The sequence below is a fragment of the Lachnoanaerobaculum sanguinis genome, from assembly GCF_033242365.1.
In the GTDB taxonomy this organism is placed as follows: Bacteria; Bacillota; Clostridia; order Lachnospirales; family Lachnospiraceae; genus Lachnoanaerobaculum; species Lachnoanaerobaculum sanguinis.
Window position 1 is genome coordinate 151,363 of the sequence record NZ_BTHK01000004.1, and the last position, 13,523, is coordinate 164,885.

Annotated in this window: 12 protein-coding genes and 1 pseudogene; 2 read left to right on the forward strand and 11 right to left on the reverse strand. The window is 34.0% G+C overall.

Annotated elements, in window-relative coordinates; translation table 11 throughout:
- The first annotated feature begins 333 nt into the window (after window positions 1–333).
- Entirely contained in the window at window positions 334–1,689 is a 1,356-nt protein-coding gene (locus SBH76_RS04140; protein ID WP_317976881.1) for a tetratricopeptide repeat protein, read from the forward strand.
- Window positions 1,690–2,116: 427 nt separating this feature from the next.
- Here SBH76_RS04140 and SBH76_RS04145 read toward each other — a convergent pair.
- The 3 genes and pseudogenes from SBH76_RS04145 to SBH76_RS04155 form a co-directional block, all read right to left on the reverse strand.
- Window positions 2,117–2,314, reverse strand: a pseudogene (locus SBH76_RS04145) (DUF4869 domain-containing protein); the annotation flags it as partial.
- A gap of 155 nt (window positions 2,315–2,469) precedes the next feature.
- The gene (locus SBH76_RS04150) at window positions 2,470–3,156 is read right to left on the reverse strand and encodes a hypothetical protein (RefSeq protein ID WP_317976882.1); all 687 of its coding nucleotides are present in this window, start codon (window positions 3,154–3,156) and stop codon (window positions 2,470–2,472) included.
- A 13-nt stretch (window positions 3,157–3,169) separates the two neighbouring features.
- On the reverse strand, window positions 3,170–4,057 hold the full coding sequence (locus SBH76_RS04155; protein ID WP_317976883.1) for a cell wall-binding repeat-containing protein: 888 nt from the start codon (window positions 4,055–4,057) through the stop codon (window positions 3,170–3,172).
- A 315-nt stretch (window positions 4,058–4,372) separates the two neighbouring features.
- On the opposite strand from SBH76_RS04155, the gene SBH76_RS04160 reads away from it, so the two are divergent.
- Window positions 4,373–5,728 carry a tetratricopeptide repeat protein gene (locus tag SBH76_RS04160; protein ID WP_317976884.1) on the forward strand — a complete coding sequence of 452 codons (1,356 nt, stop codon included), beginning with the start codon at window positions 4,373–4,375 and terminating at the stop codon, window positions 5,726–5,728.
- A gap of 67 nt (window positions 5,729–5,795) precedes the next feature.
- Here the strand turns inward: SBH76_RS04160 and SBH76_RS04165 are convergent, their stop codons facing one another.
- From SBH76_RS04165 to SBH76_RS04200, 8 genes are all read right to left on the reverse strand, one after another.
- Complete coding sequence (locus SBH76_RS04165; protein ID WP_317976885.1) at window positions 5,796–6,506, reverse strand: zinc ribbon domain-containing protein; 711 nt, start codon at window positions 6,504–6,506, stop codon at window positions 5,796–5,798.
- A gap of 21 nt (window positions 6,507–6,527) precedes the next feature.
- The gene (locus SBH76_RS04170) at window positions 6,528–7,457 is read right to left on the reverse strand and encodes a YARHG domain-containing protein (RefSeq protein WP_317976886.1); all 930 of its coding nucleotides are present in this window, start codon (window positions 7,455–7,457) and stop codon (window positions 6,528–6,530) included.
- 29 nt (window positions 7,458–7,486) lie between these two features.
- Window positions 7,487–8,812 carry a tetratricopeptide repeat protein gene (locus tag SBH76_RS04175; RefSeq protein WP_317976887.1) on the reverse strand — a complete coding sequence of 442 codons (1,326 nt, stop codon included), beginning with the start codon at window positions 8,810–8,812 and terminating at the stop codon, window positions 7,487–7,489.
- Between the two features lie 25 nt (window positions 8,813–8,837).
- Window positions 8,838–10,175, reverse strand: a complete 1,338-nt coding sequence (locus tag SBH76_RS04180) for a tetratricopeptide repeat protein (RefSeq protein ID WP_317976889.1) — start codon at window positions 10,173–10,175, stop codon at window positions 8,838–8,840.
- 75 nt (window positions 10,176–10,250) lie between these two features.
- A complete protein-coding gene (locus SBH76_RS04185) occupies window positions 10,251–11,015 on the reverse strand; it encodes a hypothetical protein (protein WP_317976890.1) in 765 nt (254 codons plus the stop codon).
- A gap of 50 nt (window positions 11,016–11,065) precedes the next feature.
- On the reverse strand, window positions 11,066–11,662 hold the full coding sequence (locus SBH76_RS04190; RefSeq protein WP_317976891.1) for a hypothetical protein: 597 nt from the start codon (window positions 11,660–11,662) through the stop codon (window positions 11,066–11,068).
- 153 nt (window positions 11,663–11,815) lie between these two features.
- Window positions 11,816–12,208 (reverse strand): RrF2 family transcriptional regulator, encoded by a 393-nt coding sequence (locus tag SBH76_RS04195; protein WP_317976892.1) that lies wholly within the window; start codon window positions 12,206–12,208, stop codon window positions 11,816–11,818.
- Between the two features lie 131 nt (window positions 12,209–12,339).
- Complete coding sequence (locus SBH76_RS04200; protein ID WP_317976893.1) at window positions 12,340–13,515, reverse strand: hypothetical protein; 1,176 nt, start codon at window positions 13,513–13,515, stop codon at window positions 12,340–12,342.
- Window positions 13,516–13,523: the final 8 nt, after the last annotated feature.

Below are 13,523 nucleotides of genomic sequence, written 5' to 3' on the forward strand. Positions count from 1 at the left end.
TATATTTGTCAAATCATGAATATTATTCCGCTTACAAATACATTATTTTTTTCTAATATATATGTTATCATATATTATGATTTTAACAATATAATCTTATATATTACTTTATATTATGATAACCCTGTTATCTTATGTCATATAGTTATATTATGTATTTACATTCTTAATCTGTGTGATATTTTCATATTACTGCACGATATATTCCTACTTATTATATTATATATTACCTAAAAAACAGTTTTTATTACATCCCTTAAAATGTTGACTAACCCATATCTTAGTAATATTCTTATATAAACAGTTGAGTTGTATTATACAATAAGGAGTATTATGTACAAAAAATTTATATTAACGCTCTTGACAGCCGGATTTCTTATTACCGGGCTTACAGGGTGTTCACAGATCACATCAATGCGTGTGTCAAAGCAATTGAAACTTGCAGATAAGTATCTTGTAGCTGCCGACTATGAAGAAGCTATATTGGCATTGCAAAAAGCAATACAAATCGATCCTAAAAATGTCGGTGCACATATACTTTTGGCAGATACATTTGCAAAGGTAGGAAGAGTCACAGAGGCTGATGACACCCTGAAAAAGGCACAGAAGATAGAGGGGATAACCAAGGATGAACTTGCCAAGATTGATGAAAAGTTGGATTCTCTAAATTATATTGTAGGATTTTCCACTTCATCGGGTGATTTTACGGATACTGTAATTATCACTTTATCAAATCTAAAAAACTATAATATAACATACACATTGGAAACCGATAACCAAAGGCTTTCAGCTACTGAAGCGGAATACACATCACCTATTATTCTGGATGAGGACGGTGACTATAAATTAAGTTCTTACTGTACAGATGAAAGCGGAACAAAACATGAGGTTTCTGTTGCCGAATATGTGATAAAACTGGATAAAGAAAAACATCCAAATAACTCATGGGAGTCAAATAACGGTATCTACAGATATAGAGATGCTTCAGGGCATATTGCTACAGGTTGGCAACAGATTGACGAAGTGTGGTACTACCTAAAAGAAAACGGTGATATGGCAACCGGATGGGTTCAAGTTGACGGAGTATGGTATCATTTCGGTGATGACGGGGCAATGACAATAGATACTTCTGTGGACGGCTACACACTTGGTTCAGACGGTACAATAACCGGAGTGGATTTAAATAACAGTTCATCAAGAAATATATTTAAAAAAATATATAGAGATGCTCTGTTACAAGTCTATAATAATCATAAACTTAATGATGTCAGCTGGGACAATAATGAAGCTCAAGGCATGAAATTTGCATTAGCAGATACCAACGGTGACCATGTAGATGACCTCATTATATATGATGGAATTGATTATAGTAAATTAGCTATATTCGGAGTATTCGGAGATAAACTTACTACAATGTTTACTGTTAACGATATGAAAGCGGTCAGCAGTACCACTCAAGGTATATTAGAAGTAGTTAGAGAGGAAAACTCAAAATATTCGGTTAATTATTATAAATATGATAAAAATTCTCATACATTTCCTAATGTTGTAGCTTCAACCTCGGTTGATTCAGAGTTTGAAGGACAGTTTGAGATTAGGAGAATTAGAGGTGAACTTGGTCTAACACTCTCCACACTAACACTTCACGAAGATCTTACATCGGAAAATATCGGTTTGGTATTTGAATAATAAATAAAAGTCTCGAAGTAATAATATGTTTTCTTACTTCGAGACTTATTTTATTTAAGTGTATTATTAATTAAAATCATTCATATAGTCTATATGGTGCTAGAATATATTTATTACAAAACAAAATGAGATATTTCCTTATTTGTTATATAATAAACCTTAGGAGGAACTCATTATGTCAAGTAAAAGAAACCATCACTCAAAACAGTTATAGCTTATACTCATTCTGTCCGATAAAAGCAATCCTTGAAAAGTATATTGCCGAAGGTAAAACCGGAGTAAATGCAGGTGAAGGATTCTATAAGTATAATTAAAAATAAGGGGGGTAAGCCCCCCTGAACAGTTTATCTTTTCTATACAAATTTATCTGATATACTTACAAGTTCCATTTTTGTATGTACTATTTGGTTTGTGTTCAATATTAATCCAAGATTAATGTCTTTACTCCACCTGATAAGCCTGTTGGAGGTATTTTGCCTAAGACAGGACTGTCTATCACTCCACTGTCTAAAACAACCGACTTATCTACATCATAAATCATCTCTTTTACAAACGGGTCCACTATCCAATCATCTTCGTAATCATACTTAAAATAAGATGCCGTATTATAAATAGACTCTTTCATATCTCCGTAAAAATTTTCAGCATAATCCACCTTCCAAACCTCAAATAATCTAAAACCAATCTCAGTATACAAATTATATCGTCGGAATACAATATTTTAAGCCTAAAAAGACTGCCACCATATGTCTTTCATAAGATGACAGTCGATTAAATTTACTATCTAAGATGTGCGCTGCCTGCAGGATACAAACCTGCTTCAGCCAATAAATCTTCCATGGTCTTATAGCCTCTTTCAGCTATTCTTGCTTGGCGTGCCGCATCTTCTGCAGCAATTCTTACATCTTGGTCGGCCTTTCTAAGTGCTTCATATCTCTCAGCATCGGCATCTATTCCTATCATATCACTGCCACCACAATTATATGCGTTGGCCTTATTGTATCCGAGACCTTCCAAACTTTTTAAAGTGGCTTCACTTAGAGTCTCCAGATATTCATGTTCTCCACTTCCATACCTTATTTTATCCATGGATATCTTAATACCCCTGTACATATCTCCGTCAGATAATTCTCTTCCATAAGTACCGCTACCCTTTGTGTCATCTAAAAAACCGTAAAGCAATTTATCAGGCATAAAATTAGGCTTATTACAAATCAAACCTGTAATCATTTTTCCGTTTGCATCAACATAATATTCATTATCGTGATCTATTATGAGTGCATTCTTTACAAGCTGACCGTCCTTATAATATCCCCACTGATTGTCGGCACCCAACTTCCAATTATCACTGAATGTCTTTCCGTCATTCAATACGCTGCTGTAATCAACATCCGCATATGAACATATGGGCATAGATAATGCCATTATACATACTGCAGCTACCACTTTATTAAGCAATCTTTTCATCTTTTTACTCCTATTAATATAGTCCCCTCATCATATCTTCAGTAACTTGGCTCATATCACCTGAAATGTACGGATGTGTGCCGAATCCGCAGCCGTATCCCATAGCATCGGCATATCCTGTTTTACCGTCCATATTTACAATACACCATTGATGAGTCCACTGATTCGGATTGGCATGTTCCCAATCATAACCCATAAAATCAAGTACTCTACCAAGTGCTCTGGCACCACCTGCGCAAGTATGAATTCCGGCTATAAACACTCCATACGGTCCCCTATAATATTTATTTGCATCTGTTCCATATGTATTATTAACAATGTATTCTCTATATATAATAGACGATGCTTTCCTTATTTTATCTAAATCCGTAGTAAGAGATCCGTCAGACAATACTCTTGTAGCTATATTTCTTGCAACAGCATCCGCCTGATTTGCTTGTTCTTGACTGCAATATTTATAGTAATCATGTTTTCCAAGTGCTGCTGCAGCCTTTGCCTCATTTAGACTCACTTGTTTTGTAGCTGAAGTTGCGTTATTTCCGGAAATCCATGCTCCATCTACTCCAACTTTATATCCGTCAGGTGTAGTTGTATTAGTAAGCATTGCACCACTAGAACCAAGATAGTAGTTGCCAACCCAACAATTTGCAGCCATCTTTCCTCCATCATCAAAATAGTACCATGTACCTTTTACATCCTTCCATCCTGTACTCATAAATCCGCTTGGATTTATATAATACCAAGCTCCGCCATCATTTATCCAATCATCTTGCACTGCATACTGGTAGTCTCTAGTATAACGCCAATATGAACCTTCCTTATACCATTGCCCCGCAAATACAGTAGATGTTGTAGACAGAGTCGTCAGTAATGTAACCATGCATAACGCTAACTTTTTCATATAAAATCTCCTATTAAATATCTAATCACGAATACAATTATATACTATTATTACATTTATTCAATATTTAACACTCATATATGTATATTCTGTTATATTATGTATACTATATCAATACTATAATATATTGTTATGCTTGTAGTTATTTTCAAATTTACAATATTATTTTACAATACCATACTGTATATCCACTTTTTTATATGCCAAATAACCTATAATATAGTTTTTCTTACAATAGATAAAATATTGACTAACAACTGACTTAGTAATATTCTTATATAAACAGTTGAGTTGTATTGTACAAGAAGGAGTATTATGCACAAAAAAATTCTATTAGCACTTTTGACCACCGGATTTTTTATTACAAGTCTTACAGGATGTTCACAAATAACATCTATGCGTGTGTCTAAACAATTGAAACTTGCCAATAAGTACCTTATGTCTGCCGACTATGAAGAAGCTATATTGTCATTGCAAAAAGCGATACAAATCGATCCGAAAAATGTTGATGCTCATATACTTTTGGCAGATGCATTTTCAAAAGTAGGAAGAGTAACAGAGGCCGAGGAAACTCTTAAAAAAGCACAGCAGATAAACGGAGTAACTAAAGACAAGCTTGCAGAGATTGATGAAAAATTGGATTCATTAAATTATATCGTCGGATTTTCAGCCTCATCAGGTAATTTCTCCGACCCGGTAATTATCACATTGTCAAATGCAAAAAACTATAATATTACTTACACATTGGAAACTGATAACCAAAGATTGTCAGCTACAGAGGTCAGCTACACTTCACCTATTATTTTGGACGATGATGGTGACTACAAGCTAAGTTCATACTGTACCGATGACAGTGGAACAAAACATGAGGTTTCTGTTGCCACATATTCTGTAAAATTAGATAAAGATAAATATCCCAACAACTCATGGGAATTAAATAACGGTATCTATAGGTATAGAGATTCTACAGGCCAAATCTCCACAGATTGGCAACAAATTGATGGAGTATGGTACTACTTAAAAGAAAACGGGGATATGTCCACAGGATGGATTCAAATTGATGGAGTATGGTATCATTTCGGTGATGACGGAGCGATGACAGTCAATTCTTCTGTTGACGGATATACGCTTGCATCAGACGGTACAATATCCGGAGTTGATATAAATAACAGTTCATCAAGGAATATATTTAAAAAAGTATATAAAGATGCCCTGTTACAAGTCTATAACACTCATAAGCTTAATGATATCAGTTGGGACGGAAATGAAGCTCAAGGTATGAAGTTTGCATTATCGGATGCAAACGGTGACCATGTAGATGACCTTATTATTTATGGTGGATTAGACTATGGTAAATTAGCCATATTTGGAGTATTTGACAATAAAATGACTACGATGTTCAGCATTGCTGATATGAGAGCTGTCAGCAACACTACTCAGGGTGTAATAGAAGCACTTAAGGTGGAAAACTCACAGTACATTCTTAATTATTATAAATATGATAAAAAATCTCATACATTTCCTGATGTTATAGCTTCCAGTTCATTTGATACAGAATTTGAAGGGCAATTTGAACTGCGAAGACTTAGAAGTGAACTTGGTCTGACATTCTCTTCTCAAACACTTCACGAAACACTTACATTAGAAAATATAGACTTAGTATTTGAATAATACAATAAAAAGTCTCGAAGTAATAATCCATTATATTACTTCGAGACTTTCATTTTTTAGGACGTCATCAATTAAATTTATCCATGTAGTCTATATATACTTTCCACTTGCCTTTCTCTTTAATCAGGACAACATTTTCTATCTCATCCCTTGCCGTCTCATCTTTTCCTTTTATTTTAAGCTTTAATGTAACGTTTATCATATTACTGATATCATCAGCATCTACACCATAATTATCAGATATAGAGTCTTTCATTTTTTTAAGTTTACGTTCTGTAATTTCTTGTTTATCCTTAACCTTATATGTTATAGACTTTACTTCTCCTTCTACCTCATCTTCATAATTGTCCAGCTTCTGCTCTAAAAAATTCTCAATCATTGATTCATAAGAACCTTCACCATATTCCTCATCGTGGATAGCCTGACCAACCTGACTTGAAATATTCATGAAAGTATCAATATCTTCGTTTTTTATTGACTTAACCATTTTTTTGAGTACACTATCATAGCTTGATGAAGATCTTACTATATTTACTATTCCTGCCACAACACATAATGCCACTACTATGCAAACAATTTTTCCTATAAGTGATTTGTTCTTATTATTTGTATTTGGCACCTTCGGCTCTTCATTCATCACATTCGGTTGCTCATCTATGACTGCCGCCTTTACTTCAGGATCTACTTTTCCTTCACTACCTACACGTGCACCACACTGCCCACATACCAAATCTCCATCATACATGGCCGCACCACAATTTTCACAAAACTTTGCCACTATATATTCCTCCTAAAAATATTATTGTCTATACCCCATTTTCTTTTCATATGTCAATATAAAATCTCTGTTTTTAATTTCCACATCGCTCAGCATTGACTCACTGAAACTTGATCCCGGTATTGTTCCATGGTACCAGCTGCATGCTTGAAAATGACTTTGCAAAGATGCATCATCAAATATTCTGCCATGCCTTGCATATAGTTCATTTCTTGCCAAACGACACTGCTCCGCACTAAAACCTTCTATATCCTTTTCCTCCAACAATCTCGTATCACTATCAGGAATTATATATTCACTACTTGCTAAAGCTGTCGGTTGAGTATTTGCAAAATCAGACGCAACTGTAGGTGGTGTATTATCCTGTGTCGATGACTCTTCACTGCTACTTGATATATCTGTATTTGTCTTATCTCCCTTTTTAGGTTTTTCATGCTTTACACTGACTTTATCATCATTATCATCTGATTGTGACTTATCTGATTTGTCAGATTTACTGTTATTAAACAGTGTTTCAATACCTAAACTCTCTGTAATTATGTCTACTCCACCAAAAAACCATACTGTAGTACCTACTGCGCCCAATATCAAAAGTATAAGCAATATTACTATTATCTTTACAACAGGATTTGACTTCTTTTTCTTTTTCGCCTTATCCTTTTTTTGCTTTTTGTTGTTGGTATTACTTGGCATAGTAAACTCAGGCGGAGTGTATTCCTTCTGACGGTTGCTTCCGTTATCTCTCTTATTAAGTATAATTTTCGTCTCATCATTGTCTACTTCTACACTCTGAGAAACGTTTGGCACTCCACCATTGTTAACTTCCTTTTTATCGTCTACCCCTGATGATTTGCTGCCGTTGCTGTTACCATACTGCATCAACGGTGCTCCACATTTGGTGCAAAACTTCAGTCCGTCTCTAATCTGTTGACCACACTTAGGACAAAACATCCTCTAATCCTCCTTAATTGATATTGTATTTATCTCAAAGCCTCGTCTATACTTGACAAGGTGATTTCAGTGTCTACATCCCATCCATAAAGTTTCATAGGCTTATTGGCAAGCTTATCAAAATATTCTTTATCTCCTTTGAGATGTCCTCCATCTTTTTCAAGTCTGAACCTTGAGATATCTTTATCATATACATAATAATCGTATATAGGTAATTCTTTATCATAGTTGGTTCCATATGAATCAAGAATATTACCGTCCTCAAAAAAACTAAGCTCTGAGCATGATCCATCAAAAATCTTGTTCACCTTATCACCTTTAACTTCATATATATAGTAAAATGAACCATTTGCCAAAGAATACTCTTTTATAATAAGCTCATCTTGACCGTCACCTGTTATATCTTCCAATCTGAAACTATATTCATATAATGTATTATTATAATACTCATTCAATATGTCTCTGTATAATTCTTTATAATTTGCAATCGTTCTTTTATTTTCCTTTTTATTAGGCTTTTTGGTACTCTCCTGCAAATCACTGTCTGAAATCTTCATATTATCTACAGCCTCAACTATATTATCAGGCGTCACTTCTACGAAGTCGAACTTTCTAAACTTATCTTCGCCGGACATATCCACCGCCTTATTAATAATTTCACTGTCTTCTGTGATTTCAAATCGCTTTAAATCAGAATTATATTTTAAATAACTCAAATATATAGTTGAATAGTAATTTTCCACTATTATATTATTATCGGTCATATCCAAACCACCTAAACCGTCAATATATATACCTAATGCCTTATCTTTTACAACCTCATAAATATTTGTATGAGAACCATGTTCATCATTTCCTGTCAATATTACTATTTCATCCTTACCGTCGCCTGTTACATCTGCAAGATCAAACCAATAACTATCTTCCTTATAATCTTTAATAGATGTGTATCCCTTCATATCAACATCAACTTTGCAATAATTTCCAATAAATCCTGTATTATAGAAATTCATCAGTATATCTTTATATACTTTTCTGCTGTCCAATGCTTCAAGTTTCTCTTCCTGATCCTCTGTCAATTCGTCCAAATCGCGAAGCTTTTCCAATACTTCCTCAGCTTCTTCATTCATATCAGACTTTTGATATGCCTCTACCAACAAAAGATGTGCCTCTACATTCTTCGGATCCATAGCAATAGCTTTGTTTAACCTCACTATAGCCTTTTCATAGTCCTCTGACAGTAGGTACTTTTGTGCACTCTTTATCTGTACACCGGCACGCATTGATGAAATCTTGGCACAACCTGTAAAGACAAGTGATAAACAGATCACAGATGCCAAAACAACTTTTTTCATAATCCTCCTCGCTGCAAAAATATATCTATTCTAAAGCATCATAAACATTGGACGGTGTAAGTTCAGTAGTAATTTCAGAACCTGTCAGCTTTTCTTTTTTATTAATCATATCTATCAAATATTCCTGATCCCCGTTACGATAACCACCATTTTTATTGCGATAGAATCTTGAAATATCTTTATCATATGTAAAACATGCAAACATTGGGGACGTTTCACCATCATAAAACGACTCTACCAGTATAGTGTTATCATTATAAACTTCAAAAACATTAGCATATTCATCAAAAGTCTTGTAAGCCTTTCCATCTATGGCTTCATATATACAATAATCATCCCATCCATCTTTATGATCTTTGATAATGAGTTCATCTTTGCCGTCACCTGTAATATCTAAAAGCTTAAACTTTACCGGTATATCGCCTTCAGCATTATAATTTATCAAAAATTCTCTGTATACCTCTTTATACTCTTTTGACGTGCTGCTATGTTTCTTTTTGTCATTATAAACAATATTTGACACATCCATCTTATTGACCGATATTTCTATATTATCAGGATTAAGCAAGGTATCAATATCAGGCATACTCAATTTTATTTTATTGCCTTCCGCCATATTCATTACTGTACTTACCTTATCATCGTCTTTATCCAATTGTTCAAATCTTGATACTACCGAATCATAACTATAAACTTCATCGGACTCTGCATCATTTTTATTGTAGTTAAACAATATAGTATTATTATTCAGGATAAATGAACTGTTATAATCACATAATTTGAGACATAGAGTCACCGCCTTGCCGTCTATAACTTCAAATACCCATAATACACCGTCACTATCACCATCTTTTCGTCTTTGATAGACTAAGATTTCGTCTTTATTATCTCCGGTAATATCCATAAGCTTCATATAATATGAGTACAGAGGATCATCATCTATAGAATTATAGTCATTCACATCTTTATACAAATAGATTGTGTCCTCTTCTCCTATAACTCCTGTCCTATAGAAATTCATCAGTATATCTTTATATACTTTCCTACTGTTCAATGCTTCAAGCTTCTCTTTCTGCTCCTTTGTAAGTTCGTCAAAACCATGCAACTTTTCCAACACTTCATCCGCATCTTCATTCATATCAGACTTTTGATATGCCTCAACAAGCAAAAGATATGCTTCTACATTCATCGGATCCATAGAAATAGCCCTGTTTAACCTTACTATCGCCTTTTTATAATCCTCTGACAGTAAGTACTTTTGTGCGCTCTTTATCTGCACACCGGCACGCATTGATGAAATCTTGGCACAACCTGTAAATACCAGCGATAAACCAATCACCGATGCTAAAACAATTTTTTTCATAATCCTCCAACCAATTGAATTGCCGGCAAAAACCCCACATCCACTGATGTAGGGTTTTATATATTTTAATTAAAATTAGTTTTTATCTACAACAAATGAATAACCATAATCACTGAATTTTGTTTTTAATCTAGTTCCATCAAATTTCACTGTATCATAACCAGTCGTTAATCTCCATGCTATGTGTCCATTCACCTCTTTACCTGCTGCAAATTTGAAATCAGTTCCACTACCGGTTACACGATATCTCATTCTAATCTCATCTCCATACGAGTCATCGTAGTAAATCTCCGCAAATACTTCTCCTCTATCTTCATAAATGTAAACATCAACATCTTGCTTATAACCACTATCATATGCATATCCCGAATACGTTCCGAGCAAATCCGATAGTGAATACTCCGACTTATTGTTCCTATATGTGCTCTGTTGCGTTGAATTTGTACTTGCAGTATAATTATTTGTCTTCATCTTTCCATCACTACCAAGCACATAGCCACCTACACTTTGATTGGTAACCATCACTCCGTTGCCACCCATATAGTACCAGTCTCCACCTGACTGTACCCATTGGTTTACTGCCATAGCACCATTTGAGTTCATATAATACCATGCGCCGTTTGACAGTACCCACTCGTTGCTTGCCATCTTATAGTCACCCTTGACATAATACCATGTCTGACTATTTGCACCTTGCACCCATCTGTTTGCTGTAGCTCTTCCATTTTCATGGTACTCCCATGTTGAACCGTTTGCCACCCAATCTCCCGCAAAAACCGGCATGGTCAGCGAAACAGAACTAACAATTGCTAATGCTGCAATCAAACCTACTTTTCTCATCTCTAATCCTCCATAAGGTATTTATTAAATTAGTTTTAAACAACTAATTATTATTTAAATTTGATATCGTTTTCTATCAATTCACCATTATCTGCTTTTAACACTGTAAATTCTCCATCCCCAGTCTCATTTCCTACACGCTTACCTGCCGAACTGTAAATATCTCCATTATTATATCTTAAGTAGCTCTTGCCATCACTTCCCACAACATGTTTTGGCAAAGTATAACTCCATATTTTGAAGAAGAACATTAACCAAAAAAATCCGACCTTCGTCATTGTACCTAGAGCTGTCATTATCATATGTATGATAAGCTTTCCACGCAAATCTTCAGGGCAATTTTTATATGTAATTACATAAATTAAAATTCCTAATATTAATGCTCCTAAACCACATAGTAGCAATATGGGTGCTGATACTACTTCCAAAAATCCTTCAGTTACTATCCAATTATATCCCATCATATCCAATACAGAGCCAAAAATCAAAATAGCACCAAGTCCAGTAAAATCAAACGCAAAAAAAGCTCTCCATCTTCCGTATATCTTAAATGTCTTATACGGAGATGTAATAGAGCTCTCTTTGAAAGCACAAAACACCATTGCAACTATTAATACAATTCCCAAAAATATTCCTATTCCACTCATCAATATTCTCCTTAATGTGAATTTTTGTTATAGCTTTAGTTTAAATCTGTATTAATATATTGTCAAGCATTTATTAATTTTTTCTTACTATTGGTATATGTGTTACTAAAACCTTTTTTATTATTATCATTATAATAATAAAAAAGGATAAACCTATAAAAGTTTATCCAAAGTGGTTTTCTGTAATTCTCTGTTCAATGCGCTTTGTATTCTTGTAAACTCTTTGTTCAGCATACATTCTCCACATCTGTTATTGATACAATCAAAGCCTTCTCTTATACATTCAGTAATACTCATGTCCTCGCCTAATGCAATACATATATCAAACAATGTGGTATTTGAAAGGTCGCATTTTAAATAGTATCCGCCGTTGACTCCTCTCATACTTCCAATCAATTTTGATTTCAACAGACTGTTTAAAACTTTATATGTAATAGCTTGTGGTAAATGTTCTTTTTTAGCCACCTCAGTTGCCGAAACTTTTGTCCCCTCTTTTAATGCTCTAATAATTCTTACAGCATAGTCCATTTCCCTGGTTATTAACAATTTGTCCCCCTAAACATTTAGTCTCTTAATAGTTAATGACTTTTATTTTGATAGAATAATCTTAACATAACACATCTAATTTTTCTATTAAAATAAAAGGTAGACATGTGATAATCTACCTTTTATTTTTACTAACTGGGGCTTAAAGTAGTAGTATAATTATAATCATCTACATATGGAATTATTTCACTATTAAAAAATGATTTCAAATCTTGATATCCGCTATATCTATAGTTTCCAACATTAAATGAGCCGTCTTCATCTAATATATCAGATGTTGTACTATCACCTCCAAAGCCTAAAGACCATTCTCCTTTTGCTGAAAGCACCAGATTTGAATAGCGGACATAATCATAATACTCTACAGCTTGAACCGGGTCAGGATTTATTGCCTGAATTTTATATACCATATATACAAAATTATCATACAATCCCCATCTAGTATTATCTTCCTTTAAAGATAATACATAATTGCCTTCATATGTTATGCTGGTCAAGTTATCCGGTTTACTCCAGTAGTCGTTAATATGATCTCTAATTTCATTTTCTCCGTCAGATATTAACTCATTCATAGAATTCTCAGGTACATCAATAGTACTTGTAATATAAGCATCCAGCCCCTCACAGATATATTGTTTTGTATGTTCTGATATTATAGAACCATACTTTTCCACGAATTCTCGATCACTTATATTTTGTTTTGCTCTGACTTTTATGGCATCACCCACCTTAATATTTGAAGTTTTATCCGCTTCAAAGTATATATCTTTTATTTCCTTTCTGTCACTATCTTCATTTATATGTGCACTTACATGAGGAGAAGTTCCTGAAAATTCAACTGTAATATAATCAAAAGGATTAAACTTATCTACTTCTTCCAAGCTCTCTATTTTATATTCTATATCTGAACAAGTAAGCTCAACTTTAAAATACTCCTCGGCAAGTTCCTCATCAAAATTTACTTTTACCTTTATAATGTCACCATTACTTAGATGATTGTCTGTATCCATTTCCATCTGCACACAGGTATCCAACAAAAGTTTCGAATCATCCATAGAAGATTTTAGAGAATGTTCCTTAACAAAATCATGTCTACTCTCTTTTTTATTGAACTTGATCTTTTTGCCATAGTCTTTCTCAAACTTTTTATAGTCCAGCGACACCTCTGCAGTTCCTATTGAATCATATCCGGTTGCTGATACTTTAATATAATCATCCAATGCTACAGTCTTTTTCCCACAACCTGTAAGCCACATAAGTAAAATAACTGAAATAACTATAAATAAACCTCTCTGTTTTATCTTCATTTTCTCCT